The sequence below is a fragment of the Desulfovibrio sp. ZJ746 genome (assembly GCF_011039155.1).
Lineage (GTDB): Bacteria > Desulfobacterota > Desulfovibrionia > Desulfovibrionales > Desulfovibrionaceae > Desulfovibrio.
Genome location: NZ_JAAKEK010000001.1, coordinates 380,474 through 405,940 on the forward strand (window position 1 = coordinate 380,474; position 25,467 = coordinate 405,940).

Below are 25,467 nucleotides of genomic sequence, written 5' to 3' on the forward strand. Positions count from 1 at the left end.
CGGACGCAGGGCGCAAGACCGGGGGGAGGCGCCCCTCCCCCCGGCTGTTGTTCCACTTAGAAGGCGCTGTGCTCGGTGCGGTCGATGATGTCGTTCTGCAGGTCGCGGGAGAGATCGCAGAAGTAGGCGCTGTAGCCGGCGATGCGCACGAGCAGGCTGCGGTAGTTGTCCGGCTCCTTCTGGGCGTTGAGCAGGGTCTGCCGGTTGACGATGTTGAACTGGAGGTGCCACAGCTTGAGGTCGCACCAGGTCCTGATGAGGTTGATGATCTTTTCCGTGCCCTCGTCGCCCTCGACGCACTTGGGCGAGAGCTTGATGTTCAGGAGGCGCGAGGCGCGGTTGGTCATGCCGTAGTTCTTGGAGTGGTAGTTGGAGAGCAGCACGGCGGTGGGGCCGTTCTTGTCCGCGCCGTGCGAGGCCGAGGAGCCGTCGGAAAGGGCGGTCCAGGCGTGGCGGCCGTTGGGCGTGGCCGAAACCACCTTGCCGAAGGGCACATGCGAGGTGATAGGCACATAGCGCACGTCCACATGGACGCCGCGCTCGCGGGTGCTCTTTTCCGCCTCCACCTGGGTGAAGCGGTCCACGTCCTTGGCGATGCTGTCGGCATAGGGGTCGTTGTTGCCGTAGCAGGGGGCGTTGCGCAGCATCTCGCGGATGGGCTCATAGCCCTTGAAGTCGGCCTTGCAGGCGTCGATGACTTCCTTGAGGGTCAGCTTCTTCTCGTCGAACACGAGCTTCTTGATGGCCGCGAGCGAGTCCACCACGGTGCCGTAGCCCAGGAACTCGAAGTAGGAGTAGTCCACGCCACCCGGGATCTTCTCGGTGTGCAGGTCGAGCATGTTCTCCATGCACAGGTCGTGCAGCACGGAGGAGAAGGGCGCCGCGAAGTGCTGGGGCCGCAGGCGGTCCACCACATGCTGTTGCTGGAAGGCCTTGCGCAAGAGGTTGAGGTGCTGGGTCTTGTAGGCGTCGTAGAACTCTTCCCAGGTCTTGAATTCCAGCGGGTCGCCGGTCTCCACGCCGATGAGCTCGTCGCCGTAGTGGAGCATGCGGCCGTTGTAGAGCGTCATTTCGAGCGCCGTGGCGAAGTTCACGTACACGCAGCCCGAGGTGTAGGTGTCGCGGTTGGGCATGCGCGTCTCGGTGCAGCCCGACACGGCGTAGTCCAGCGCCTCGTCCACCGGGCAGCCCTTGACCGTGTTCAGGAAGACCACTTCCTCGTCGTTGATGAGCTTGGGGAAGCCGGAGCCGTCCTTCACGGTCAGCGCCACCTCATAGAGGAAGCGCTCGGGCGAGCGGGAGTGGATGCGCGCGGCGAGGTCGGGATAGTTGAGCGGGAACTCGCGCTTGGATTCGAGGAAGAGATAGGTGAGGTCGTTGGTGGCGTCCTCGCCCTCGCGGGTCTGGCCGCCGATGGTCACGGCCTCCCAGTGGGCATAGCCCTCCTGGAACTCCACGCCCGTGGGGTTGATGTAGAGGTCGATGAACTGGGCCATGTCCACCCACATGCACTCGAGCAGCTCCTTGGCCTGCTCGCGGGTGAGGCGGCCTTCCTCGATGTCCTTCTTGTAGAAGGGATAGAGGTACTGGTCCATGCGGCCGTTGGAGATGATGGCGCTCGCCTTCTGCTCCAGGCGCGAGAACATCTGCACGAACCACTGGCTCTGCACGGCCTCGCGGAAGGTGCGCGCCGGATAGGCGGGCACGCGGTCGCAGACCTCGGCGATCTCGAGCAGTTCCTGCTTGCGCTTGGGGTCGGTCTCGTTGGCGGCCATGTTGCGGGCGAGGTCGGCGTGGCGGCGCGCCCAGATCATGATGGCGTCGCAGACGATGACCATGGCTTCGAGGAAGGGCTTTTTCTCCCACAGGTCGACCGAATTGTTGAGGTCAAGGGTGGCGAGCTTGTCCTTGGCCTCCTGCTGGATGGCGAGCATGCCCTTGGTGATGACCTTCTCGTAGTCCGGCACCCACTGGAGGGCCGAGCGGTAGGAGGAGGTCTCGCTGACCACGAACTTGGACTTCAGGCCGCGCTCGTCATGGTAGGTGACAGTGCGGATGTCGGCGGGCAGCACGCGGTTGAGGTGTTCGTGGTAGGTCTTGCCCTCCCAGTAGGGGGCGATGTCTTCCATGACCGTCTTGATGTCTTCCTTGGAGATCTGGAAGGGGCTCTTGTCGCGGTGCTCAAGGTCGGCGAGCACTTCGCGGTAAAAGTCGCCGTCGATCTCGGGATAGAGGATGCCGTAACGGCCGAGCTTGCCCACGCGGCCGGCGAGCAGCTGGTCGGGCGTGATCCAGACCGTGATCTTCTCGGCCACGTTCTTGAGCGCCTTGGCCCAGCGCAGGGTGAGCAGCTCGCCCTCGGTCTCGCGCATGGACTCGGTGAAATACTTGGCCCGCTCCACATCCACATGCGGGAGGGTGAACTGGTTGCGCTCAAGGATCTTGTAGATGCGCTCGCGGCCCTCACGGTTGACATTCTTGTTGATGACGCGGTCTTCCTGCGGCGACATGCAGCTGCACTGGCTCATAATGGCTTTCTCCTCAGCAGTATCATCTCTGAATACGAACATCTTGGGCGCTTGTGAGAAAACGCCCATGCGCCCCCTCTAAGCATCAGCCATGCCAAGAGGATAAGTTGTTGATTTTTCAGGGAGTATGCAGAAAATTCACCGAAAGCGGGCCGCAAATCCGCAAGGGCCGGATGGCAAAAAAACACAAATTTTTGTGAATATCCTTATATTTCCTTATGTTATTTCATATAGTGCATTTTTACAACAGTTTTTCCGCAACAGTGCGTCAGACAGGGGCGCGCCGCCTCAGGCCGCAAGGCCGCGCGCCAGCAGCATGACGGCCGAAAGCGCGATCATCAGCAAAAGCAGGCGCCGGAAGAGCAGGGCATCGACCTTGCGCACGATGGGCACGCTGGCCACGATGCCGAGAATGCCGAACAGGCCCCCCAAAAGGCCGTCGCGGAGCAGCTCCGGGGTATAAAGCCCCGCGGCCCACTGCGCCTGCAATACGCCAAGCATGGAGATGAAGGCGGCGAGATTGGCGCCGCCGATGGTGCTCTCCTTGCTCCAGTGGCGAAGATAGGCATAGAGCACGAGCGGCGGGCCGCCCATGCCCACGGCGCTCATCATGATACCGGCCATGAAGCCGCAGGGCGCGCTCCACCAGCGGCCGATGGGCGCTTGCGCCACATGGAGGCGCCCGGAAAGGAATTGCCAGAGGAGGAAAAGCACAAGGCTCGCCCCGGCGGCAAGCATGAGCAGCCGCGGGCCCGCGTGGTTGAGAAAGGCGTTGCCGAGGGGCACGCCGGGCAGCCCCGCCAGCCCGAGGCACACTGTTTCCAGCCAGGGCACATCGCGGCGGTAGACGAAACCGAGCCCGAGCAGGATGGCCGCGCCGCTCAGGCAGCCGAGCAGGATAGCCTCCCGCGCGGGCATGACGAGGGTGAGCAGGGGGATGGCGAAGAGATTGCCCCCGAAGGAGGTCAGGCCGGTGAGGAGCCCGCCGAGGAACCAGGTGGTGTTGAGATAGAGAAAGAGCAGGAGGGTCATGGATGCCTCAAGGCGCGCGAAAACGCGGGCGCCCCCCGGACAACCCCTCATGAGGCGGCTGCCGGGCAGGGCCGTTATTTGCGTGATGCCGGGGACGGGTCTCTTCTTCTAATTCGCAGCCTTGAACACGGCGCAGGCGTCCTCGCCACCCAGGCCCTCCGCCTGTGCTTTTTTGAACATGCCGAGGGCGTCTTGGGTGAGGCGCGGCTCGCAGCCCCAGGCCCGGGCCATGGCGCAGCCGAGGCGCAGATCCTTGGCGGCGAGGTCCACGGCGAAGCGCGGGCTGAAATCGGCGGCCGCCATCCACGGGCCGCGCACGTCCATCTGGAAGCTGCGGGCGCCGGTATCCTGCAAAAGGGGCAGCAGGGTCTCCGGCTTCATGCCCGCGGCCTGCCCGATGCGCAGGCTCTCGGCAAGCACGGCCAGGTTCGCCATGCCGATCATGTTGCTCAAAAGTTTCACCGCACAGGCCGCGTCCACGCTCTCCACATCATGAGGCTGCCCGATCTTTTCGAGCAGCGGCCAGAGTGTGCCGACCGCCGCCCTGTTCCCGCCCACGAACAGCGGCTCCTCGCGCTTCATGGCCATTTGCGGCGTTTTCCCCACCGTGGCCTGCACATAGGCCACGCCCTTTGCGGATGCCGACGCGGCGAGGCTGTTTGCCGTGGCCGGGTCGATGGTGCTGAACTCGAGATGGATGCTGCCGGGCCCCATGGCCGCATACAGGCCCTCGCCGTCCGCGCCCAGCACGGCCTCGCGCACATGCCCGGGCAGGGGCAGGCAGGTGCAGAGCACGTCGCAGTGGGCGAGCTCCCGCACGCTCGTCGCCACGCTGGCGCCGTCCGCGGCGAAGGCGGCGGCGCATTCGGGCCGGCGCGTGAAGACGGTGAGCTCTTCGCCCGCCAGCAGGATATTCCGCGCCAGCGGCGCGCCCATATTGCCAAGACCGAGGAATGAGAAGCGCATTTCCCCTCCGAAGGGCCCGCCCGGTGGCGGGGTTGGCCGCCTTCCGCGCCCGCCTGCGCGCACGCTCGCCCAGGCGGAGGCTAGGGCAGCATGGGGGCGCGGAAAGCACGCGGGTTTTGCGCAAACCCGTGTGCACTATCCATGCCAGCGCGGGGCCAGTTCGTGGCCAGCTCGGGCGACTGCAAGACGCTATTTTTCCTTTTGTGCCCCACACCTTGGCCTCTTGGCACGGCCTATGCTTTATCCTGTATACCGCGGGTGAAAACTTCCCCGCGCCGGGCAAAAAATTATACAGGGAAACAGGCCGGCCGGCCGGGGGCAACAGGGAAGAGGCAAGCCCCTGGCCGCGAAAACCGGCATGGTTGGAGGAAATATCATGAGCAGCTTCGTGTTTTGTATGATTTTTATACAGGTGAGCATTTTTTTTATAGCCGGCTTTCTCGGGCTCACGTCGCTCTATTATGTGCTGCGTGACCGTCGCCAGGCTGTGGCCCTTTCCGCGCGCAGCGTGAGACGCAACCGCTTCCGCCAGCGTCGCACCGGCATCCTGCCTTCGGATCTTTCACTTTCAGGCCGCCCGTAGACGGCCGTGATATAAAGGAGCACCCCATGCGCATGGAAGCTGCATACAGTGCCACCATGATGGAAAACGGGAGAAGGGCTTATCTCGCCGCTCCCGCCATGAATACCGATCTCACCCTTGAAGCCATTGACCGCAAGCATGCACGCCGGGAGGGCGCCATGTATACCAGCAATGATTCGCCGCGCAGGATGCGGAGATATGCTCTCGGCGCCGCTCTTGCCGTACTGGCGCTGTTCCTCACGCCGGCCCTGCTCGAGCAGCAGTCGGTCGCCGCCGGGCATGCCGCGCTTATGCCCCGCATCGAGCAAAGGGCGGCGGCCCCGCACACCGTCCCGGCAGCCCTTGCGCCGGCCACCACGGCGCAGGACGGCGCCACGCAGGCCCCGGCGGCTTTTTCGGATGCGCTGGCCGCCGCCCCCGCGGGCGCGCAGTGCAACATGCAAGCCCATTCCTGCAGCGTGCCCACCACTGCGGGCGTGCAGGCCCTGAACCCCGGCGAGACGGCCGTTGCCTTCGGTTTTTCGCAGACCCTGCGCGGCGTGAGCCACAACGAGCGCCTGTAATATTTCAGGTTTTCGGCACAGATATACAGAAAGGGCCGTCCCTCGGGGCGGCCCTTTCGCGTGCGCGGCGCCGGGGGGCCGCTCAGTTCTCCTTATGCCCCGCGGTTACCAGGCCGAGACCCTCAAATATCTCGTAGATGCCGAAGCCGTACCAGAGCGTATAGAGCACATAGAAGGCCAAAAGCGCGCAGACGAGCAGGATATGCTCGGACATTTTCGCGGGCTCGATGCCGTAGAAGTTGTTGCCCGGCTCAATGGCGCGGGTGAGCACCTGGTCCACGGCCTTGGCGTCGGCCACGCGCTGCTGCTTTTGCAGTTCCTTGATGCAGGGCTTGAGCAGGTACCACCAGGCGGAGGCCACTTCGAGCGCGGGCGCGCCGCCGTAGTTTTCGCTCACGGCCGCGCCGTCGTTGTGGTAGAGCCGGTCGGCGACTTCCGTGGCCGCGGTGAGGATGGCGCCGAGGTCCCCCGTGAAGGCGAGCGCCGCGCCCTGTTCCTCCACGCGGGCGCCGACCCGCTCGAGCAGCTGTTTTGCCAGCGGCGCCAGCGCCGGCTTTTGCAGCGTCACCTTAAGGGCCACCTGCCGGCCCATGAGCGGGGCGATGTCCTTGAGCACGGCCGGGATGAAATACGACGAGCCCTTGGAAAGCTCGTTGAACACCTCGTCCGCATATTCGAGGCCCGTGAGGTGCCGGCCGCCCTCGCCGCGCATCACCGGGGAGAGGATGAGCCAGAAGAGCACAAGAAAACTGCCCAGCAGGGTCACGCCCTTGAGGAAGGGCGCCCTGTTCCTGACGATGCCGGCCATCACGCATTCTCCCGCAGTTTGCCGAGGTTCAGGAAGAATTTGCTGCACACCCAGAGGCCGAAAAAGGCCACCACCACCCAGAAGACCACATTGCCCACGGCCTCGATGCCGTTGACGAGGGCCGCCGGCAGCGTGAGGAATTCGAGCTCCACAAGTTTCTTGGGCAGGGTGGCCGCGCGGTTGACGAAGCCCGCGATGATGGAGACGGCGTAAAAGCCCTTGATCTGGTTGGCCCTGACCACCGAGGTCGTCAGCGCGCCCACCTGGATGCCGAGCAGCGAGCCCAGGAGCATGCCGATGGCGAGCGTGTAGAACACATAGCCGTACACGGCGTATTGCCCCACCGCCGCGAAGCCGGCCGTGAAGATGATCTGGAAAATATCGGTGCCCACGGTGGTCAGCGACGACACGCCGAACACATAGACGAACATGGGGAAGGTGACGAAGCCCCCGCCCACGCCCATGATGGCCGCAAGAAAGCCCACGAACACGCCGCCGCAGGCGACGATCCACGCGGAGATGCGCCGGCCGCCCGGAATGACGCGCCGGTCAAAGGGAATCATGGGCGGCAGCGCCACGGCCTGCATGCGCCGGGCGATGCCGGTGAGGCCAGCGGCGGTGGCGTCGGTCTCGTGGGACTGCGCGGACGCCGGCTGGCGGGAGCGGAGAAAGTCCGCCAGGGCGTAAAAGCCGAGAAAGCCGAGCAGGAGCGCGTACACCGAGCTGATGAACAGCTCGGAGAGCAGCGGGTTGGCGTCATAGAGGCCCTTGTTGAGCGCGCCGCCGATGAAGGTGCCGGCGATGGAGCCGGCCAGGAAGCTGAATGCCAGCCGGACGGAGACATTGCCGAGCTTCTTGTGGATGGTGGTGCCCATGATGGCCTTGGCGAAAATATGGAAGAGATCCGTGCCCACGGCCAGAATGCCCTTGACGCCTACGGCCATGAGCGCGGGCGTGATGATGAAACCGCCGCCGGCGCCGATACAGCCGGTGATGAGGCCGGCCGCCACGCCTACGCCGATGGCCGCGAGGAAGATGGGCAGCGTGTAGAAGGCCGGCGCATAGGCGGCATGGCCGCCAAGGATCTCATGCGGGTCATACGCCTCCGCGATGCAGCAGAGAAAGATGGGCGCGGCCAGCGCAAGAACGAGCAGCAGCTTCTTGTGGTTTTTCAGGATGGAAGTGGAGACTTCAAAATCCCAGCGGGCATAGGCCTCGCTGCCGGCAAGGAGAAAGTGATACAGTTGTCGGCCAAAACCCATAGTCCCCTGCCCTCCCTCGAAAAGGCGAAATAAGGTTCACGGCCTGTCCCACGACATGCCTGAACGAAAACAGAAATGGTAATGCGCTTTTCTTCGCAAGCATAGCAGGCGGAATATTTTTTGTCAGCAGGGTTTCAGGGCTTTATGCGGTATGCAGGGGAGATGTTTATATAACATATTGAAAACTATGTAAAATTTATATGTGAAAATTTTGTGGATGAGCGTCGGCCTGGTGCCGCACGGGGTACGGAGGCCACCGCATGTGCCGGTACACGCAGGCGGAAATTTCGGCGATCATGCCCACGGCTCCGGCGTCGGAAGTCCCTGATGGATACGGCGCTCGCCAGCAGCGGCCGTCAAGTACAAGGCCGGGCGCCGTGGGGGAGAGGCCGGCGCAGATGGCGTGGCCGGCCTGCCGGCCACGCCTGACGGAAGGGAGGTGCTAGATCTTGTTGGCCTGCTTGCCAGCGAGCCACGCGAAAAGGTTGGCGAAGGCGATCTTCGCCCTTTCCTCCAGCGATTCCTGCGAATAGAAGGCCAGATGCGGCGTGAGGATGATGTGCTTGCAGTGCAGCAGCGGATAGTCCGCCGGCAGCGGCGGCTCCATGTCGAACACGTCGCAGGCCGCGCCCGCGATGGTGCCGGCGTTCAGCGCCTCCGCAAGGGCCTTGTTGTCCACCACCGGGCCGCGCGCGGTATTGATGAGCAGGGCGGTCTTCTTCATCATGGCCAGTTGCGGCGCGCCGATAAGCCCCTTGGTCTCCGGCGTGAGCGGGCAGTGCAGCGAAACGATGTCCGAGCGGCGCAAAAGCTCGTCAAGGCCCACGCTTTCGTCGATGGCCGGGTCTGAGACCGGGCGGCGGTTGTGGGCCAGCACCGTGCAGCCGAAGGCCTTGCAGAGCGCGGCCAGCCGCTTGCCGATGGCGCCCGCGCCGATGATGCCCACGGTCTTGCCCTGAAGCAAATTGGCCCCGAGCCCGGCCTTGGTGCCGCCTTCGCGCACGCGGCGCTCGGCCTCGCCAAGGTGCCGCAAAAGCTGGATCATGAGGCTGATGCAGAGCTCGGCCACGGATTCGTCCGCATAGCCCGAGGCGTTGGAAATGGCAATGCCGCGCTCGCGCGCATCCGCCACGGGGATATGGTCCACGCCGGTGAAGGCCACGTCGATGAACTTCACGTCCGGCGCCGCCGCCAGCACCTCGGCGGGCAGCGGCATGTTGGCGAGCATGAGGACATCGGCGTCCCGCGTCTCGGCCTTGAGCCGCTCCGTATCGGTGGTTTTCTCAAAGGTGGTGAACTCATGACCGAGGGCGCGCAGCCTGGCGGCATTTTCTTCCACAAGCTCGGGGGAGCAGCCGAGGTTTTCCATAAGGACGATGCGCATGTCGCTCTCCTTCAGTTGGGGTTGATGGCGTAAAACCTGTCCGCGTAGCCCGCCGCGAAGAGGATGAGGATGAGGCACGGCAAAAGCCACGTCAGGTAGAAGCGCAGGCAGCGCGGGAATTTCAGGCCCTGCCCCTGGTCGGCCTCGTTGATGAAGTTGTTCCAGCCCCAGCCGCGGCGCCAGCAGCAGAAAAAGAGGAAGATCAGCCCGCCCAGCGGGAGCACATTGTTGCTGACGAGAAAATCCTCAAAATCGAGGATGGTGCTCCCCGCGCCCAGGGGCTGGATGCCGGAGAGCAGGTTGAAGCCGAGCGCGCACGGCAGCGAGAGCAGCCACATCGAGCAGGCGTGCAGCGCGGTCGCGCGCTTGCGCGGCATGCCCCACACGTCCACGCTGTAGGAGATGATGTTCTCGAACACCGCGATGACCGTGGAAAGCGAGGCGAAGGCGAGAAAGATGAAGAACAGTGTGCCCCAGAGGCGGCCGCCCTCCATGTGCTCGAAAATATTGGGCAAGGTCACGAAGACGAGGCCCGGCCCCGAGCCCGGCGCCACGCCGAAGGAGAAGCACGCCGGGAAGATGATGAGCCCGGCCATGAGGCCCACCATGGTGTCGAGGCCCATGATCCACAGGGCCTCGCCGGTGAGGGAGCGGTCCTTGGGCTGGTAACTCCCGAAGATGGTCATGGAGCCGATGCCCACGGACAGCGCGAAAAAGGCCTGCCCCATGGCCGCGTTGCAGACGTTGAAAAAGCCCACTTCCCGGAATTTTTCGAGGTCCGGCATGAGGTAGAAGCGCACGCCGCTCCCGGCGTCGGGCAAAAGCAGGGCGCGGACGACGAGCACCACGAGGATCAGCAGAAGCCCGAGCATCATACCCTTGACCATGCGTTCCACGCCCCGGCGCACGCCCATGGCGCACACGGCGAAGCCGAGGGCCACGGCCACGCTCATGCCACAGACCTGCGTGGTCGCGTCGCCGAGCGCTCCGTTAAAGAAGGCGCCCACGCCCTCGGGCGTGAGCCCGGCGAGCGAGCCCGACACCTCGAACCAGCAATAGGAGAGCATCCAGCCCGTGACCGTTGTGTAAAACATCATGAGCAGGTAGCTCCCCACCAGCGCCACCCAGCCGAAACGGTGCCAGGAGGTGCCCTCGGGCTCGAGCTTTTTCAGGGCGAGGCCCATGTTGAGCCGCGAGGCGCGGCCCACGGCGAATTCCATGATCATGATGGGCAGGATGGCGAAGAGGAAGAAGATATAGACGAGCACGAAGATGGCGCCGCCGAAGGCGCCGGTGATGAAGGGGAAGCGCCACACGTTGCCGAGCCCGATGGCGCAGCCCGCCGAAAGCAGGAGAAAGCCGAGGCGGCTCCCGAGCATCTCGCGGCCGGCGCGGCCGCCCGTGCCGCTCCCCGCGGCCTTGCTGTCCATGATGGCGTCCCCCCTTGATACAGAAAAGCGATGCCCGCGCCCTACTGGAGCCTGAGGGCGAAATTGACGGCGAAGCAGACCGCGATGGCGCACATGACGGGCCGCACGTCCCGGAAGCGCCCGGTGAGGGCCTTGAGGCCCACGAAACTCACGAAGCCGAAGCCGAAGCCCGTGGCGATATTGAAGGTCAGGGGCATGGAGATGATGGTCAGGAAGGCGGGCAGCGCCACGGTGAAGTCATTGAAACGGATGCGGCCCACCTCCTGCATCATGAGCGCGCCCACGATGATGAGCACGGGCGCCGTGGCGAAGGCGGGCACAAGGCTCACCAGCGGCATGAGGAAGAGCGAGAGCAAAAAGAGCGCGGCGATGACCACGGCCGTGAGCCCGGTGCGGCCGCCCGCGGCCACGCCCGCGGCGCACTCAAGATAGCTCGTGGCCGTGGTGGTGCCGAGAAGCGCGCTCGCCATGGTGGCGCAGGAATCCGTCATCAGGGCTCGGTCAAGGCCGCGGATATGGCCGTCCGGCCGCATGAAGCCCGCTTTTTGCGCAAGCCCGATGAGCACGCCCATGTTGTCGAAAAGATCCACCATGGTGAGCGTGAAAATGATGGAAAAGAGCCCGTGGGAGAGGGCGCCCGGAAGATCCATCTGCATGAAAAGGCCGGAGGGAAAGAGCGCGCCCGTGCCCTGCGAAAACGTGGCGGCCGAGGGCGCGGGCGTCACCCCGAGCACCATGCCCGCGACGGTCACGGCGAGGATGCCGATGATCATGGCGCCGGTGACGCGCAGGGCCATGAGCGCCCCGATGAGGAAGATGCCGGCCACGGCCAGCAGGGTGGCGGGCTGCCCGAGGTCGCCCAGGGTCACGAAGGTGGAGGGCGAGGCCACCACCATGCCGCAATTCTTCATGCCGATGAAGGCGATGAAGGCGCCGATGCCCACCACGATGGCGTATTTCAGATCCATGGGCACGGCGTCGATGATCATCTGCCGAAGCCGTGTTACCGTGAGCAACAGGAAGATGACGCCCGAGATGAACACCGCGCCGAGGCCCGTCTGCCAGGTGTAGCCAGCGGGGCCGCACACATAGTAGGCGAAGAAGGCCGAGATGCCGAGGCCCGGCGCCACGGCCACGGGAAAACCGGCCCACAGCCCCATGGCGAGCGTGGCGAGCACCGTCACCCAGACCACGGCCGGCGCGGTCTCGGCCACGGGCATGCCGGCGTCGGCCAGCATGCCGGGCACCACGAAGAGTATGTAGCACATGGCCATGTAGGTGGTGAGCCCGGCCAGGCATTCCGTTTTCACGGTGGTGCCGTTTTCGCTGAGGTGGAACAGGCGTTCGAGCAGCTGCATGAGGGGCCTCCGTCAGTCCTGGCGCCGCGCCTGGCGCTCGGGGGTGTCGCCCGCGGGCTCGCGCAGGCGCTGGGAGCGGGCGGACTGGGCCGCCCGGGCGCTCATGGCATCAAAAAAGGCGCAGCCCCGCCGGCCGCTCTCCTTGACGTGATAGAGGGCGCTGTCCGCGTCGCCGTAGAGGCTGTCGGGAAAGCCCTGGCGGGAGAAGGCCACGCCCACGCTGATGGAGAGCGCGGGCACCCTGTCCTCGGGCCGGCCCAGGGTCTCGTTGATGGCCGCGATCTTGTCGGCGATGACGCGCTCGATGCCCGGGGCGCGGTCCGGGATGATGACCGCGAATTCGTCGCCGCCCAGCCGGATGCAGAAGTCATCGGCGCGGAAGGCCGTGCGCAAAAGCCCTGCCACCCGCCTGAGGGCCGCGTCGCCCGTTTCGTGGCCGTGGAGGTCGTTGACTTCCTTGAAGCGGTCCACGTCGATGAGGATCAGGCCCACCGGATGGTCCTCGCCGTTGAACAGGCCGCGCAGGCCGTCGAAGGCGCTCCTGTTGAGCAGGTCGGTGAGCGGGTCGTGCTCGGCCTTGTGGCGCAGCATCCTGTCCTGCTGCTGCTGGAGGGCGAACATCTCGTTATAGGTGCCGGCCAGCTCGCGGAACTCGCGCGCCCCGGCTGGCGCCAGCGGCCGGCCCTCCCTGATGCAGCGGTCAAAGAGCCGGAGCGGCCGGATGACGAGCAGGATGACCATGGCGAACGTGAGCACCCCGAGCAGCCCGAGCCCCACGAGGGAGAGGCGCTGGCGCGCCAGCACCATGCCGAGCTCGGCGGTGCTCTTCTCCTGCGCCTCATGGGCCCTGGCGAGCACCTCCTCCTGGAAGTGCGTGACCGCGTTGAAGATCTCCTGCTTGGCCTCGCGGTAGTTGCGGTCATAGACCAGTTCGCGCGCGTGGCGCACCTTGTCCGCCGGGGAGAGGTGGCGGTCGTTGGCGTTCAGGCGCGCCTCGCGCACCTTGGCCGGAAATTCGGAGAGGTCGAGGTGCGCGCCTTCGGCGGCGAGGCGGATGGCGTAGATCTCGCGGAAGGTGAGGGCGTTGGAGAGGTCGACGCCGGTGTGGATGCAGTTGTGGTCGCCCGCGCGCACATGCTCGCCGGCGAGCTTTTCCAGCGCCTTTTCGCGGCTCTGGGTGGAATCGAGCTCTTCAAAATAGCGGTCGGCATAGTCCTTGTCGAGGGTCTGGACGAAGAGGCGCACCTGCTCGGTGAGGTAGTCCGAGCCGCGGCGCACGCGCTGGCCCGCGTTTTCCCAGGAGATGTAGTTCTCCATGGCGTCGGTGCTCGCCCGGTACTCCTCGGCCACGTGCATGGTGGTGTGGATGAGGAAGACGAAGAACAGCAGCGTCAGGACAAGGATGACGCTGCTGACGAACACGAGCCTGAGGCCGCTGTCGTGCGCGTTGCCCCCCGCCGGGGCATGGGTGTCGGTGCCTTGGCTCATGTGGGCTCCTTATCCGAGAAAGCCGCGCACTCCCGTAAAGATGACCTGGGCCGCGATGGCCGCGAGCAAAAGCCCGGTGAGCTTGGCGAGCACCGCGATGCCCGTGGCGCGGAGCACCCGGCCCAGCAATGTCGCCATGCGCAAGAGCAGGAACATGCCGAACGCGGCCAGCAGCAGCGAAAACACGCCGAGGGTGAGCTCGTGCGAGCTTCTGGCCGAGGCGCCCATGACCATGACCGCGCCGATGGAGGCGGGCCCCATGCCCAGCGGGATGGCGAGCGGCACCACGCTGATGTCGCCCTCGGTGTGCACGTGGTCGGTCTCGCCGTCGTCGCGCATGAGGGCGATGGCCGTGAGCATGAGCAACACGCCCGAGCCGATGCGGAAGGCGTCCAGCGTGAAGCCGAAGAGCTCGAACAGGCTGGAGCCGAAGAGGTAGAGCACCACGCCGATGACGAAGATGGCCGTGGAGGTCTTGAGGGCGGTCACGTGCTTCTTGCGCGCGTCGTAGTCGCGCGTGTGGCCGAGAAAGGCGCTGAGCACCGCTGGCGGCGTCATGAGCGCGTAGAGCTTGATGCTGGTTCCCACCACATCGCTGATAAGGCCGTCCATGCCGTGTGTGTCCTTTGTGCTTGGGCTTCGTTCTGCTTTTGCGGTGGCGGTGCGCCTGTGCTGCACGGGAACGCCGAAATCATCCGTCAAAAACAGCCTTTTAGGTTCCGGCTACGTCAGAAAATAATTTCCTCGGTCGAGTACTTGAGTACACTCCCTTCGGAAATTATTTTCTTCCTTGCCGGAACCTAAAAATCTTATTTTTTAGGATCCTTCCGGCAACAGCACCCGTCTTCCGCTTCGCTCCAGACGGATTTGAGGAAGACCTGCCCTGCTTTCTATATCATAACCTTGCGCTTTTCCAGAATGGAGCCTCTTTACTGCCGAAGAAAGCCCTGGATGCCCGTGAAGATCACCTGCGCCGCGATGGCCGAGAGCAACAGCGCGGTCAGTTTCGCCATGACCGCGATGCCCGTGCGGCCGATGAGCCGCTGCACCGGGTCGGCGAGGCAGAGCAGCGCCGCCATCCAGATCGAGGCCAAGAGCAGGCAGAAGGTATCGACGAGCAAATCATGCGGCCCAGTGGCCTGGGCGCCCAGCACCATGACCGTGCCGATGGCCGAGGGTCCCATGCCCAGCGGGATGGCCAGGGGCACCACGCTGATGTCCGCGCCGCGCTGCACGGGCGGGGCGGTGTCGTCGTCGTTCATCAGGGAAATGGCCGTGAGAAAGAGCAAAAGCCCCACGCCGATGCGGAAGGCGTCCAGCGTGAAGCCGAACAGCCCGAACAGGTTGGAGCCGAAGACCAGCAGCACCTCGCCCACTATGAAGATGGCGAGCGAGGCCTTGCAGGCCGTGAGGTATTTCTCGCGCTTGGTGTGGCCGCGCATGTGCGAAATGAAGGCGCTGAGCACGGCGGGCGGCGTCATGAGCGCATAGAGCTTGATGGCGAGGCCCACGAGCCGGCCGACGGTGAGTTCTTCCATCATTTCTCCCTGCCGGGCGCGGCGGCGATGCGTTCGGTCCAGCCCGGCGCGCCTGCGGTGTGCAGGCCGTATTTTTTCGCCTTGCGCACCACCGAGGACTGGCTGATGCCCAGGCGCCGCGCGGCCTTGTAGGTGCTCCCCGTCTCGGCGAGCGCGGAGGAGAGCATGTCCCGCTCGAGGCGCTCCACCGCGGAAGTCATGGATTCGCGGGGCGCCGCCGGCTCGGGCAGTTCCTCGGCGGCCTCGCGCATGTAGGAGGGCAGGTCGCCGGGCAAAATGTTCTGCCGCTCGCAGAGCGTGAGCAGGGACTGGATGACGCTCTGGAGCTCGCGCACATTGCCGGGCCAGCCATAGGCGAGGAAGATCTGCTCCGTGCGCGGGTCAAGCCTCTTGGTGGTGCCGGTCTCCTGGCCGATCTTGCGCAAAAAGTGCCAGGCGAGCAGGAGGATGTCGTCCCGCCGTTCGCGCAGGGGCGGCATCTCCACGCAGAGCACGCGCAGCCGGTAGAAAAGATCCTCGCGGAAGCGCCCTTCGGCCACCATGCGGTCCAGCGGCTTGTTGGTGGCCGCGATGAGGCGCGCGTCGGCCGTGATGGGCTGGGTGCCGCCCACGCGGTAGATGGGCTGGCCGTCCAGCACATGCAGGAGCTTGGCCTGCATGGGCAGCGAGAGCTCGCCGATCTCGTCGAGGAGCAGGGTGCCCCCCTGGGCCAGCTCCAGCATGCCGCGCTTGCCGCCGCGCGCCGCGCCCGTGAAGGCGCCCCCTTCGTAGCCGAATATCTCCGATTCCATGAGCGCCGGCGGGATGGCGCCGCAGTTGACGGCCACGAAGGGCTTGTCCGCGCGGGCGCTCATGTCGTGGATGAGCTTCGCCGCCAAGGACTTGCCCGTGCCCGTCTCGCCGAGGATGAGCGTCACGGCCTCGGCCTGCGCGGCCTTGGCGATGTCCTGCCGCACGCGCTGGACGAGCAGGCTCTGGCCGAGCAGCCCGTTCGCGGTCTCGCCCTCGAGCCCCTGGGCGCGCAGGCGATAGGCCAGCGCCTCGACCTCAAGGTTGGAGAGCTTGGTCTGGAGGTTTTCGAGCTCCGTGATGTCGCGGATGGCCGCGATGACCCGCCAGACCTTGCCGTCCGCGTCAAAGATGGGCGTGCTCGTGTTGAGGCAGCGCTTGCCGTTGGAATAGTCGTCGAAGAGCGTCACCGTATGCCGCGTTTCCAGCGCGCGCAGGGTGACGCAGGTCTTGAAGCGGCCCTCGCGCAGGGGTTCGCTCACATGGCGTCCCACCACCTCGCAGGCCCGGATGCCGGCGATGCGCTCCATGGCGCGGTTGATGCGCCGGGTCACGCCCTGGCCGTCGATGACCCAGATGCCGTCATGGATGGATTCCAGCACATTGTCGAGCTCGCGCAAGGAGTGGCTGGCCGCCTGCTCGAGGCCCCCGGGGGGCAGCTCCTGCACGGTGAAGCAGCGCAAGGGCGCATAGGTGACCGCCCCCCCGTCCCCGGCGTCCGCATGGGCGCCCTCTGCGCCGGCCCCCTCGCTGCCCGCTTCGTCCGCCGCGCTCGCCTCCCACCAGTGGAGAAGGTAGGTGGAGCCGCCGCCGTGCCGGAACAGGAGGCGCCCGCGCTCTTTTGCGTCCGCGCGGGCATCGCCATGGCCGTCGAAGCCCTCGAGGGCGCCCTGGCCGAGCCAGGTGGCGAGGGCTTCGGCCGGCGGCGCGCCTGCCGCTTCCGTCGCGCCCGTGAGCTTCGCGCCGCCGATGCCCAAAAGCGCGCGCAGGCCGGCATTGGCGTAGAGCAGGCGCCAGCCCGGGGCGCAGACCCCCCCCGGCAACTGGTCCAGAACGGCGTGGAGGCGGGCCTCAAGAGCGGCGTTGGCTGTCATGGCAGGTTCAGGCGCGGGGGCGCGGGGCCGTCCCCTCTGGCGGGCTCAGCGGCCAAGGGCCGCGGCCTCGTCCACGATCCAGATCAGGTCGCCGATGCGCGGGCGCACGCGCTGGGCGGGCAGCACCGGCTCGGTGAGCAGGTTGAGCGCGTCCGCGAGGGCCGCGTGCTTTTCCGCGCCGGCCACGAGGAACATGCAGAGCCGCGCGTTGTTGATGACCGGCAGCGTCAGGGTGATGCGGTCGGCCTTGCGCTCCGGCACGTACACATCGGCCACGAGGCGCCGCTTTTCCTCCGGCTTTTTCACGCCCAGAAGCGGCGAGCCGGGGAAGATGGAGGCCGTGTGCCCGTCCGCGCCCATGCCGAGCAGGATGAAGTCAAAGCGCGGCAGCTGCCCCTCCGCAAGGCCGAAATCCTCGCGGATCTGCGCCTCGTAGCGGCTCGCCGCCTCCACCGGGTCGGCCTCTCCGCGCATGCGGTAGAAGTGGGTCGCCGGCACGTGGCCCAGAAGCTCGCGCCGGGCCATGCCGTAATTGCTTTCGGGGTGGTCGGGGCCCACGCAACGCTCGTCCACCCAGAAAAAGACCATCTTGTCCCAGGGCAGGCGGTCGGCCCAGTCGCTCTTGGCGAGCAGCTGGAAGAGCGCAACCGGCGTCTGGCCGCCGGAAAGGGCGATGCGAAAGACGCCGCGCTCGCTCACGGCCTCCTCGCAGGCCGCGGCGAAGATGTGGGCGGCGCGCTCCGCCATGGCTTCGGGCGTTTTGTGGATATGGAGCGAAAGATGGATGGAACGGCTGCGGCCCGGCATTGGCGGCTCCTTGCGTTTGGCCGCCCCGAAAAGGGGGCGGCGCAGGGAGTATGCCACAGACCACGCCGGGAGAAAAGCCATTTTTGCCCGGGCCGCGGGGCCGCGCCCGCTCGACATTTTTGCCGAAGCGCCTACCATGAGGTCATCCGAAGCCATCTTTCGGAAGAGTTCCTGCCGACCCTGGAGCTCGATTGTATTGGCGATGTTCCGGCCACGCCGGCCCCGCATGCGGTGATATTTCGCCCGCGCGGGTTCGTCGCTTCTCAACTGTCACGGCAGGAACGGAAAATGCTCCCTCCTCCACTCCTTCTCCCACTCCCGAGTCAAGGCGTCCGTGCGGCATGGGCGCGGCGTTTCGCGTGCCCGGCTGAGGGCAACGCCGAGGCGTCCCAGGAGAAGACCGCAGACCTCTTCAACGGCCCGCGGGCGGTGAAGAATGTGGTCTTTGCGACCGAGCAGAACATCACGGTTGACGGAGCAGCCAATAACCACTTCACATGGACGGGGCAGGGCTCGAGTACGCTGGTCGGCACCAATGGCGACGGTGTGACCGTGACGGTGACCATTGGCGAGGTCAAGGCCGGCGGCACGGTATCCATGAAGGCGACCAGAACCATCTATGATGCGGCTGACGCCTACATTGACGGCGGCCGGGGCTTTGACATCCTCCTTGCCAACAAGGGCACAGGGAGCCTGGGCATCCTTCCTGTGGACAAGGTACAGCGGGTGGAAATGCTCATCCGCTCCGAACGCGAGGACGATGTCAAGAACCTGGGCATCAACCAGCTGGCTTCGCTGGAGATGTACGGCATTATCCTCGGGGGAACCGAAGGGGCGTGGACGGTAGGGCTGAACGGCAACTGGGCGTGGAGTGAGGCCAAGGGCGCCTGGGTCTACAGTAACGACGAGGGTTCGCTCCTGAGCCTGGAAGTGGCGGGGGGCGTTAAGGTGGCTCTCGTGACCCCCGCGTCCCAGATGGAAGTGGAAACCGTTGCCCTTGCCGATGACGCTTCCACCCAGGCCTACCTTGGGGAAGAGGCAATCAACGACAGTCCCCTTGATGCGGACGGTTCCGGCGCCTCAAAAAAAAAACGGCGGCTCCCTTCGGGGCGCCGTCCGCATATCCCCATGCGCATCCTCTTCATCAGCAACTATTTCCCCGGCGATCTCGGGCCGCTGGCGCGCGAGCTTGCGGCCGCGCCGGAAAACAAGGTGCTCTTCGCCTCCACCGGCAGCGCAAGGATTTCGCGCTCCCGGGCGTCAGGCGCGTGCGCCTGAAAAACGCCCCACTTTTCGGCGACGCGGCCCCGGAAGTGCCCGGCCTGTGGGAGGAGACCGTCAGGCGCGGTTCCTGGGGGCTGCGCTCCCTCACCTCCCTGCGCGATTCCTGGGGCGTGCCGGACATCATCTTCGCCACGCTGGCCGGGGGCGCGGCCCTGTTCGCGCCGCAGGCCTTTCCCGGCGCCTTTCTCGCGGGCTATGCGGAAACCGGGCTCAAAAATTTCGCACTCCTGCCCGTGAAGCGCGCCAGGCCTGGGCCATCCTGCAAAGCACGCTCCTTTTGCAGGCCGACCTCTGCTTCGCCATGGGCGAGCGGCAGCGGCGCCTCTTCCCGGGCCCCCTGCGGGAGTCCCTGCGGCTCACCGAGCCCTGTGTGGATACGGAGCTTTTTTCACGCGCGGCCGCGCGGCCGTGGTTTGAAGGTGATTCGACCGATGCCCCCCTGCTCACCCTCGACGCCACCGGCCTCGACGGCGCGGCGCTGGCCGTCTTGCTGCGCCTCGCGCACGCCGTGCTGCGGGCGCTCCCCGCGTGCCATGCGGTCATGCTGACGGAAAACAGCCGCCTTCGGAAGGCGCTGGAAGCCGCGGCCAACACCTGGGCGGACGGCTGCCGCCCGCGCTTTGCGGCGCACGCTTCGCTGCCCTTTGGGCGCTATCGGGATCTTCTGGCAGCGTCCTCGCTCGTGGTCTGCCCGGGGCAGGGCGACGCGGCCGAGCGGGCCATGCTGGAGGCCCTGAGCTGCGAGGCCCTGCTCATGGCGCGGCCGGAAGCGGCAAATTTTTTGCGCCCCGGCGTCAACATGCTGGAATTTCCGGCCAACGATGCCCCGGCCGCCGTGCTGGCGGCGCTCGAGGCGCGCCCGCGCGACGGCGAGCCCGCGCCGCAGGCCCGCATGGCGCGGCGCAATGTGCTCGCGCACTTCAGCGAGGCCGTGGTGGTGCCCCGGCATCTCGCCGGGGTCATGCGGGCCTATGCCGTGTGGAAGAAAGAGCGCGGCGCCTGACGGGCACTTCAGCGCGCCGCGTCGGCTCCTCTCCCGTTATTCCTGAAAAATCGGCAGTTTGCAGAAGCCCACGGGGTGATCGTGCCCCGGGATCTCGCATTTTTGCGTCAAATCGGCCGCGTCGGCCACATGCAGCACTTCCGCGCTCGAAAGCCCCATGGTGCGCCACACCGGCCGGCAGGTGAGGGGGATGCCGGCAAGCACGGCCTGCCCCTCCGGGCTTTGCGCGTCGAGCTCGATGCTCCAGCGGTGGCTGAAGGCCGCGCCGGGATAGACCGGCTCCGCCGCGTTGAGGTGCCGCGTGAGCACGGGCTCGCCGTGGGCGCCGTAGATGGTGGTGTCGAGGTCCATGTTGTTCACTTGGATGCCGCCCTGGTTCTGCCCGCGCATGAGCACCATGAGCAGCAGGGTCTCCCCGTCGGAGAGCAGGCCGGCCTCGGCCTCGCAGCCCTGGATGGGCAGGATGCTCTCCATGCGCTTCAGCGTGGCCTCGTTCTTGGCAAGGACGATATCCGCTGTGGCCTTTTGCCGCGTGACGAGGGCCGCGCGCAGGGTGGCGGCCACCTCGGCCGCATTCACGAGGTGGCGCACCCTCCAGCCGTCCGGCCCGCGCCGAAGCTCGAATTCCAGCGGAAAGGCCACTTCGAGCTGGGGGTGCGTGATCTCCGTCCTGATGCGCGCGGTGTCGCCCTTCGTCTCCGTAAGCGTGAGCCCGGCCGGGAGCTGCGCGAGAAAATCCGGCGGGAAGAGCGCCAGCGGCTGCCGCAGCTTCGCCGCGGCGTCCGGCTCCTCCCCCTTGGCGGGGCCGGCGTCCTTCTCGCGCAGGCGGCGCAAGAGGGCGGTCTGCAACTGCTGGCTCAGCACATGTTCCTGGTCCGGGCCGGCCTTGTAAAAGGGAAAGGCCCCGGCCACGGCGCGCGAAAGCTCGGCGAACAGCGTGCGAAAGTCCACCCGCTTGGCGAGCTCTTCCGTATTGGGAGGCGTGAGCGCCGCCTTGAGCTGTTCCACGGCGTATTCGCTGGTCTGCCGGTATTGCCAGGTGCGCCAGCCGAAATAGCCGCCCGCGCCAAGGGCGCCGGCAAGCAGCAGCACGGCGAGCAGGGTGACGAGCTTGTGCGCGCGGGCCTTGGCCGCAAGGCCTGAGAGGAATGCGGGCATCATGCCCCTCCTTCGTCCCTCCCGCCCGGGGCGCAGGAGGTGAGCGGTTTGCGCCCGCACTCCAGCACCGGCTCCGGCGCGGAAAGGCGCTCATCCATGCCGCGCCCGAAACGGGCGCCGAGGCGCAGGGCCAGCGGGGTGACGCCGCCCGCGGGCCCGAGCGTACAGCGGAACACCGTCCACGCCCCCACCGGGAGCGCCGTGACGAGGCGGCTGCCGGAGGCGAGGGGGCTTGCCGCGCGCCACGTGTTCAGCGGCCCGGCGAGCGTGCCCAGGCTCGCCGTATTGGCGGGCGCGGGCGCGCCCTCCATGCGTCGCAGGGCCCCACGCACCTCCCACCATGTGGTGACATGGCCGGGGAGGCGCGTGTGGGCCACGCGCGCGCAGAGGCCGGCGAGGGAGTGGCGGTTCCAGAAAGTGACGGCAAAGCCGCGCCGGGCCACCCGCCGCGCCTCGGCAAGGGCGGCGGCGAGGCGCCGGGGCTCCCGCAGGTGGAGGAGCACCCAGTCGTACGCGTCGTCCTCCACGGGCAGGCCGTCGTCCCTGCCGGCCATGACCGTGGCCGCCGGGCAGCGTGTTTGCGCGCGCGCCCGGGAGGCCGGGTCGGCCTCCACCGCGTCCACCTCGAAGCCGCAGCCCCAGAGAAAGGGCAGCACCGCGCCCGTGCCGCAATTCACGTCCAGCAGGGCCGCGTCCCGGCGCGGCCACGCGGCGAGGGCGCGCTCCAGGAGGCGCAACTGCGCCGCCAGCACGAAGCGGGCCGTCGCCACGTCGCCGGGGCGGGGCGGGGCTGCGCCGGGAGAGCCTGAAGATCGGGCCATGTGGGGCGCGTGAGGGTCGTCCATGTCCTTCCCCGCTTGCGGCTGCGGAGCTCTTCCGCCCCGCGGGTCAATCATACATGGGCAGGAGCTGAAACACAAAGAGCGTATGGCACACGGCCACGAGGATGCCGTAACAGAGCAGCAGCGGCGTGAGCAGCGGGCCGCCCGGCGCCGTGTACCCGCCCGGGCTGAAGCGGCGCCGGCACGCGCGCAGCAGGAGCGCCGGCACGATGACCGACCACACCGAGGCCGCGAGCCCGGCCCAGCCGATGGCCGCGAGAAAGCCGTCCGGCCACAGGAGGCCGCAGGCCATGGGCGGCACGAAGGTCACGAGCAGGGTCTTGGTGCGGCCGAGGCGGCTGTCGTCAAAATTGCAGAGGTCTGCCATGTAGTCGAAGAGCCCAAGGCCCGCGCCGAGGAAGGATGTCGCCACGGCGAGCAGCGAAAAGGCCTCCAGGAGGCTGAGCACGAGGCCGCTTTTGAGGTTGTGGCCGGCGGCGGCGAGCAGGTCGCCCACATTGCCGCCCTGCATGATGACCGCCTTGAAGCCCTCGCGCGGGATGATGCCGTCCGACGCGGTGATCCACGCGAAATAACAGGCGAGCGCGATGATGGTGCCGTAGCGGAGGCAGGCGTTGATGCCGCGCCCGTCCTTGCCGAGATATTTGACGAGGCTCGGCACCGAGGCGTGGAAGCAGAAGGAGGTGAGATAGGTGGAGAGCGCGCCCCAGATGAAGATGGCCTCCCCGCCCGCGCCCCCGGCGTCCAGCAGCACGTCGAGCCTGAGGTGCCGGAACATGCCGCTCATGGAAAAAAGCAGCGCGAAGACCATGCCGCCCATGAGCACGATGGAGAAGCGGTCCACCGCGCGGGAGCTCCACCAGATGCAGGCCGCCAGCAGGAGCGAGAAAATGAGGCTCGTGAGCAGGCGCGGGGGCTCGCTCCCCAGCACGGGCGTGAGCGCGTGCTGCACCACCGAGCCGCCGCCGCTCACATAGGCGTAGACGAGGATATAGAGCACAAAGGCCACGGAAAGCCCGTTGACCGCGCTCCACGCGGGGCCCAGCAGCTCGCGCACGAGGGTGTGGAAGCTGTCGCCCGGCTGGAAGTGCAGGTTGACCTCAAGCAGGGCCTGGCTCGAGCGGAACATGAAAAACCAGGAGCCGAAAAGCACCACCATGGACCACGAGTACCACATGCCCGCGGAGATCATGGGCAGCCCGAGCATGCCCGCGCCGATGGCCGTGCCGGCGACCACCATGGTGCCGCCGAAAAGGGGGGAGAGTCGCAACGCCATGCCCGCTCCGTTCAGCAAGGGGGAGAGCACGTGGACGCCTGCCGGGCTCTCTCCAATGCCCGCATAGTGGCAGAGTGGGGCGGTGTTGGCAAGCCGGGCGCGCGCAAGGCGAGGGGCCGGAGTGGCCCCGCGGGCACGGCCGGGGGAAGCGTCAGTCGTTGCGCGCCGCGGGCTCTCCGGCCAGTTCCAGCACGAGCGCCAGGGCCTCCTCAAGGCTTTCGCCGCCCGTGAGGCGCAGGTGCGGGGCCAGCGGCAGCTCGGCCTTGACCTCGCCTCCGGCCATATGGCGCACATTGCCGGCGTAGAGGCCCTTGGGGTCGCGCCCGCGGCGCACAGCCTCCGGCACGTCCAGGAATATCTCCACATAGCCGGGCAGGTTGGCGCGGTTCCAGGCGTGGAGCTCGTGGAAGAGCGAGATGGTGGCCACGATGACAGTCGCCCCCTGTCGCGCCAGCAGGCCGGCCAGCCGCGCATAGCTCAGGGCCAGGCGCCGGCGGCTCTCCGCGTCGAAGCCCTGGCGGCTGGCGCCCAGGGCTTCGCGCAGTTCGTCGCCGTCCAGCAGGAGCGATCCCGGGAGCGCCTGCTGGAGCGCCCGGGCCAGGGTGGTCTTGCCGGCGCCGGAAAGGCCGGTAATCCAGAACACGCGGCCATTTTTCCGGGAAGTTTGCATTTCAGTCCTTGCGGCGCGCGATCCAGGCGCGCGTGGTGTAAGGAATGTGGAGGGTATCGGTGCCCAGCGAGCGCAGATGGGCGGCCAGCTTGTCCACGATGGGGCCGAACGCTTCGCCCGCCTGGCGCTGGAGCGTGGCGTGCGAGCGCCAGGCCTCGATGGCATCGTCGACGCTCTGCGTCCGCACGGTGGCGCCTTCCACCCTCACCAGGTCCTCAAAAAGCCCGGAGGCGGTGATGACCGCCGACTGGTCCTCGCGCCGGGTGCCGTAGCCATAGCCCGGGATGCTCTCACGGATGATGGCCTCGATGGCTTTTTGCACCGGGTCGTCGAGGTCCCTGTGGTTCCAGAGGCAGGCGAAATACCCGCCCGGCTTGAGCAGGCGGTGGCTTTCGCTAAGCGCGGCCTGCCGGTCGCAGACATTGAACGAGGAGCCGAAGGTCACGAAATCATAAACGCCGCCCGGGCGCCCCGTGGCCTCGCCGGTGCCCTTGCTCCAGTGGACGGCGGCGAGGCCGGCCGTGCGTTTCATGCCGTTGGCGCGCATGGCGTCATTGGGCTCCACCGCGTCCACCTCGCAGCCAAAGGCCGCCAGCGGCAGGGTGAGGTGGGCCACGCCGGCGCCGATGTCGCACACCCTGTCGCCCGGCTTGAGGCAGGCGATGCGGAACAGCGCCGTGAGCGCGGCAGGGGAATAATCGGGGCGTTTCAGGTACGCATCCGCCAGTGCCGTGTAATCCCATTCAACCGTCATGGCTTCTCCCGTGTTCCGGCGCCTCCGCCGAAACAGGGAGAACGCCGCTAGTGTTGCGGTTTTCTTGCGATCCAGGCGCGGGTCAGGTATTCGGCCCTGATGACAGGCACATTTGCCGTCCGCTCCCGGATGTGGTCAATAAATTGCCCGAAGCGTTCCTCGCCCGCCTGCACGCGCACGTCATTGACGGATTCCCACAGGCCGATATAGCGCTCCGGGCTCTGGTCCTCCGTGTGCCGCCCTTCGAGATAGAGAACGTCCTCAAACTCGCTGCGTTCCTTGAGGCGTTCCGTCAGCGTGGCGCAGAATTCCGAGCGTCCGGAAGAGACGCGCCTGAGCCCGGGCACAAGGGTGTGGAGGTAGTCTTCTATCTCCACGAGCAGCGGGTTGGATTCATAGCGGCGCGTGTTCCACAGGGCCATGAACAGGCCGCCGGGCTTCAGGATGCGGTGAAACTCCCTGACGGCGAGGTCAAAATCCGGCCAGTGGAAGGACGAGGCCATGCAGGCCATGTCCGCCGATGCCGCTTCAAGGCCCGTATGTTCCGCGCTGCCCTTGCGCCATGTGATGTCGAGGTTCCCGTTGGCCTTCTCCCCCTGTTCGCGCATGGCGTCATTGGGCTCGACCGCTATGACAGTGAGCCCCCGCTCCGCCAGATGACGCGAGCAAATGCCCGTGCCGGCGCCTGCATCAACGCAAACGCTCTCTCTCTCTCTCTCTCTCTCTCTCTCTCTCTCTCTCTGGCCAAGCCCGACAAAGGCATCCAGCACAAAGGGCGAATAGCCCGGCCGGTACAGGGCGTAATTGGCAGCGAGGCTGGTAAAGTCACCGTGTTTCATGGCTGTCTCTT

23 protein-coding genes are annotated in these 25,467 nt (G+C 66.5%); 4 read left to right on the forward strand and 19 right to left on the reverse strand.

Translation table 11 applies throughout. The features are described 5' to 3' along the window. Positions 1–56 precede the first annotated feature (56 nt). The 3 genes from G7Y54_RS01710 to G7Y54_RS01720 form a co-directional block, all read right to left on the reverse strand. Positions 57–2,528, reverse strand: coding sequence for a glycyl radical protein (locus tag G7Y54_RS01710; RefSeq protein WP_165076415.1), 2,472 nt, complete (start codon positions 2,526–2,528; stop codon positions 57–59). 288 nt (positions 2,529–2,816) lie between these two features. Then, on the reverse strand, positions 2,817–3,560 hold the full coding sequence (locus G7Y54_RS01715) for a sulfite exporter TauE/SafE family protein (protein ID WP_165076417.1): 744 nt from the start codon (positions 3,558–3,560) through the stop codon (positions 2,817–2,819). Between the two features lie 108 nt (positions 3,561–3,668). After that, on the reverse strand, positions 3,669–4,526 hold the full coding sequence (locus tag G7Y54_RS01720; protein ID WP_165076418.1) for an NAD(P)-dependent oxidoreductase: 858 nt from the start codon (positions 4,524–4,526) through the stop codon (positions 3,669–3,671). 376 nt (positions 4,527–4,902) lie between these two features. On the opposite strand from G7Y54_RS01720, the gene G7Y54_RS01725 reads away from it, so the two are divergent. Continuing rightward, on the forward strand, positions 4,903–5,109 hold the full coding sequence (locus G7Y54_RS01725) for a hypothetical protein (protein WP_165076420.1): 207 nt from the start codon (positions 4,903–4,905) through the stop codon (positions 5,107–5,109). A 32-nt stretch (positions 5,110–5,141) separates the two neighbouring features. Further along, positions 5,142–5,672 carry a hypothetical protein gene (locus G7Y54_RS01730; protein WP_165076422.1) on the forward strand — a complete coding sequence of 177 codons (531 nt, stop codon included), beginning with the start codon at positions 5,142–5,144 and terminating at the stop codon, positions 5,670–5,672. Positions 5,673–5,754: 82 nt separating this feature from the next. Here G7Y54_RS01730 and G7Y54_RS01735 read toward each other — a convergent pair whose 3' ends face one another. From G7Y54_RS01735 to pgl, 10 genes are all read right to left on the reverse strand, one after another. Next, positions 5,755–6,480: a hypothetical protein gene (locus tag G7Y54_RS01735; protein ID WP_165076424.1), complete on the reverse strand. Its 726-nt coding sequence runs from the start codon at positions 6,478–6,480 to the stop codon at positions 5,755–5,757. Then, the gene (locus G7Y54_RS01740) at positions 6,480–7,742 is read right to left on the reverse strand and encodes a sulfite exporter TauE/SafE family protein (RefSeq protein WP_165076426.1); all 1,263 of its coding nucleotides are present in this window, start codon (positions 7,740–7,742) and stop codon (positions 6,480–6,482) included. The genes G7Y54_RS01735 and G7Y54_RS01740 overlap by 1 nt, the downstream gene beginning before the upstream one ends. 442 nt (positions 7,743–8,184) lie before the next feature. Beyond that, positions 8,185–9,126, reverse strand: coding sequence for an NAD(P)-dependent oxidoreductase (locus G7Y54_RS01745; protein ID WP_165076441.1), 942 nt, complete (start codon positions 9,124–9,126; stop codon positions 8,185–8,187). 11 nt (positions 9,127–9,137) lie between these two features. Beyond that, positions 9,138–10,556 carry a sodium-dependent transporter gene (locus G7Y54_RS01750; RefSeq protein ID WP_241159323.1) on the reverse strand — a complete coding sequence of 473 codons (1,419 nt, stop codon included), beginning with the start codon at positions 10,554–10,556 and terminating at the stop codon, positions 9,138–9,140. A gap of 41 nt (positions 10,557–10,597) precedes the next feature. Continuing rightward, the gene (locus G7Y54_RS01755) at positions 10,598–11,914 is read right to left on the reverse strand and encodes an NCS2 family permease (RefSeq protein WP_165076445.1); all 1,317 of its coding nucleotides are present in this window, start codon (positions 11,912–11,914) and stop codon (positions 10,598–10,600) included. A gap of 12 nt (positions 11,915–11,926) precedes the next feature. Beyond that, on the reverse strand, positions 11,927–13,402 hold the full coding sequence (locus G7Y54_RS01760) for a GGDEF domain-containing protein (protein ID WP_165076448.1): 1,476 nt from the start codon (positions 13,400–13,402) through the stop codon (positions 11,927–11,929). Between the two features lie 9 nt (positions 13,403–13,411). After that, positions 13,412–14,014: a MarC family protein gene (locus G7Y54_RS01765; protein WP_165076451.1), complete on the reverse strand. Its 603-nt coding sequence runs from the start codon at positions 14,012–14,014 to the stop codon at positions 13,412–13,414. Between the two features lie 317 nt (positions 14,015–14,331). Next, positions 14,332–14,940 (reverse strand): MarC family protein, encoded by a 609-nt coding sequence (locus G7Y54_RS01770; protein ID WP_165076454.1) that lies wholly within the window; start codon positions 14,938–14,940, stop codon positions 14,332–14,334. Next, the gene (locus G7Y54_RS01775; protein ID WP_165076464.1) at positions 14,940–16,823 is read right to left on the reverse strand and encodes a sigma 54-interacting transcriptional regulator; all 1,884 of its coding nucleotides are present in this window, start codon (positions 16,821–16,823) and stop codon (positions 14,940–14,942) included. Before G7Y54_RS01775 ends, G7Y54_RS01770 begins: the two co-directional genes overlap by 1 nt. 45 nt (positions 16,824–16,868) lie before the next feature. Next, positions 16,869–17,630, reverse strand: a complete 762-nt coding sequence (pgl, locus tag G7Y54_RS01780; protein WP_165076474.1) for a 6-phosphogluconolactonase — start codon at positions 17,628–17,630, stop codon at positions 16,869–16,871. Positions 17,631–18,068: 438 nt separating this feature from the next. On the opposite strand from pgl, the gene G7Y54_RS01785 reads away from it, so the two are divergent. Next, on the forward strand, positions 18,069–18,908 hold the full coding sequence (locus G7Y54_RS01785) for a hypothetical protein (RefSeq protein ID WP_165076476.1): 840 nt from the start codon (positions 18,069–18,071) through the stop codon (positions 18,906–18,908). Positions 18,909–19,191: 283 nt separating this feature from the next. Then, positions 19,192–19,917, forward strand: a complete 726-nt coding sequence (locus tag G7Y54_RS12525; RefSeq protein WP_241159324.1) for a hypothetical protein — start codon at positions 19,192–19,194, stop codon at positions 19,915–19,917. Between the two features lie 36 nt (positions 19,918–19,953). Here the strand turns inward: G7Y54_RS12525 and G7Y54_RS01795 are convergent, their stop codons facing one another. The 6 genes from G7Y54_RS01795 to G7Y54_RS01820 all read right to left on the reverse strand — a co-directional run bounded on the left by G7Y54_RS01795 (position 19,954) and on the right by G7Y54_RS01820 (position 25,456). Beyond that, complete coding sequence (locus tag G7Y54_RS01795; RefSeq protein WP_165076480.1) at positions 19,954–21,078, reverse strand: translation initiation factor IF-2; 1,125 nt, start codon at positions 21,076–21,078, stop codon at positions 19,954–19,956. Then, a complete protein-coding gene (locus G7Y54_RS01800) occupies positions 21,075–21,920 on the reverse strand; it encodes a methyltransferase domain-containing protein (protein WP_241159325.1) in 846 nt (281 codons plus the stop codon). The genes G7Y54_RS01795 and G7Y54_RS01800 overlap by 4 nt, the downstream gene beginning before the upstream one ends. Before the next feature lie 43 nt (positions 21,921–21,963). Further along, positions 21,964–23,193 (reverse strand): aromatic amino acid transporter, encoded by a 1,230-nt coding sequence (locus G7Y54_RS01805; protein ID WP_165076482.1) that lies wholly within the window; start codon positions 23,191–23,193, stop codon positions 21,964–21,966. Between the two features lie 151 nt (positions 23,194–23,344). Then, on the reverse strand, positions 23,345–23,863 hold the full coding sequence (locus G7Y54_RS01810) for an adenylyl-sulfate kinase (RefSeq protein ID WP_277424338.1): 519 nt from the start codon (positions 23,861–23,863) through the stop codon (positions 23,345–23,347). A gap of 1 nt (position 23,864) precedes the next feature. Beyond that, entirely contained in the window at positions 23,865–24,617 is a 753-nt protein-coding gene (locus G7Y54_RS01815) for a class I SAM-dependent methyltransferase (protein ID WP_165076486.1), read from the reverse strand. Positions 24,618–24,664: 47 nt separating this feature from the next. Continuing rightward, positions 24,665–25,456, reverse strand: coding sequence for a class I SAM-dependent methyltransferase (locus G7Y54_RS01820; protein ID WP_165076488.1), 792 nt, complete (start codon positions 25,454–25,456; stop codon positions 24,665–24,667). Positions 25,457–25,467 lie beyond the last annotated feature (11 nt).